Raw genomic sequence first — 1794 nt, 5'->3', positions numbered from 1 at the left:
ATCGCGGTCAGCCTGATTGAACGGTTGCGCTGCCGGGGATACGCACTGGATGTACGTAGCGTCTTTTCAGCACCACGACTTACAGATATGGCGCAGACAATACAGACCCAGGAAAACATACCTGATTCTGTGGTACCACCCAATCGCATTTCTGCTGATTGTACTGTCATTACGCCTGATCTCTTACCCTTAGTGACACTGTCACAAGAAGAAATTGATATTATTGTTGCAACTGTTCCCGATGGCGCCGCCAACGTACAGGATATCTATCCCCTATCCCCTTTACAGGAAGGTATTCTGTTCCATCACCAGTTACAGGAAAGTGGTGATGCTTACCTGTCAAACAGCATACTGGCTTTTAATACCCGCGCGCGTCTGGAGGATTTCCTTGCGGCGCTGCAACAGGTCATCGATCGCCATGATATTTTGCGGACGGCTTTTTACTGGAAAGGCCTTAGCCAACCTGTACAGGTGGTCTGGCGACAGGCGAAGTTGTTTGTAATACCGTTCATTCCTACATCAGCAGAGAATATCCCGGCACAATTACAGGCAAATATGCCGTGTCGGTTGGATATCAGTCAGGCTCCGTTGTTCGCTGCCAGTACCACCTATGATCCGGACAGTGACGAATGGCTGTTAACGCTGAATTACCATCATCTGGTCAGCGACCATGTGACACTGGAATTAATCATAGATGAAATCCAGCAAGTCTTACAGGGACGAGGGGAATCCCTGCCTGCGCCACTGCCGTATCGCAACTTTATTGCCCAGACGCTGAGCGTACCCGCTTCAGTGCACGAGAATTACTTCCGTCAGCGACTGGCCGGGGTTGATGAACCCACTGCCCCGTTTGGCTTACTGAATGTACAGGGCGACGGACAGGCTATTACAGAAGCCCGCTTGCAGCTGGATAGCATGCTGGCTGATACCCTGCGCACACTGGCCCGCCAGCTGGGGATCAGCCCGAGTGTGCTGTTCCATGTCGCCTGGGCACAGGTGCTGGCCCACACCAGCGGACGTGATGACGTGGTCTTCGGCACGGTGTTGTCGGGACGATTGCAAGGCACCACAGGGGCCGATCAGGTGATGGGGATGTTTATCAATACCCTGCCGATCAGGATATCCCTGAGCACTCAGAATGTACGGGAAGCCGTACTAGCCACGTCGCGGGATTTAGCTGCCTTACTGGAACATGAACAGGCGCCATTGGCACTGGCGCAACGGTGCAGCGGAGTGAGCCCGCCCTTGCCTCTGTTCAGCGTTCTGCTCAATTACCGGCACAGTCCGTCAGACACGGGTGAAAATCCCGGTTGGGTAGGCATGCGTGTATTGCAGTCTGAGGAGCGGACGAACTATCCTATTGCGCTCTCAGTGGATGATCACGGAAACGGTTTCACGCTGACTGCTCAGACCGTGGACGGGATTGCTCCTGATAGAGTCGTGCATTATCTGCTCATTACTCTCAGTGAGCTGGCTGATGCACTGACCGCTGACGTTCAGCAACCGGTACTCAGCTTATCCATCCTGCCGGCTTCCGAGCGTCAGCAATTACTGGTGGATTTCAATGCCACGCAAGCTGACTTTCCGCAGGATGCCCTCATCCATGAACTGTTTGAACAGCAAGTGGCTCAAACGCCGGAAGCTATTGCTGTCGTCTGTGAAGGGCAAACACTGAGTTATGAACAACTTAACCGTCAGGCTAATCAACTGGCCCATTATTTGATTGGATTGGGGATACAACCGGATGATCGGGTGGCTATCTGTGTCGAGCGCAGCCCGGCATTGATCGTCTGC

Annotated in this window: 1 protein-coding gene; it reads left to right on the top strand. The window is 53.2% G+C overall.

All coding sequences use genetic code 11. The features are described 5' to 3' along the window. A partial coding sequence (locus AACX68_RS07085) for a condensation domain-containing protein (protein ID WP_228860850.1) occupies positions 1-1794 on the top strand: 1794 nt, incomplete at both ends.

It is taken from the genome of Xenorhabdus sp. PB61.4 (assembly GCF_963894935.1).
GTDB classification, from domain to species: Bacteria; Pseudomonadota; Gammaproteobacteria; order Enterobacterales; family Enterobacteriaceae; genus Xenorhabdus; species Xenorhabdus stockiae.
The sequence above is the reverse complement of the archived record's forward strand: the minus strand, read 5'-3'. Positions and strand labels throughout refer to the sequence as shown.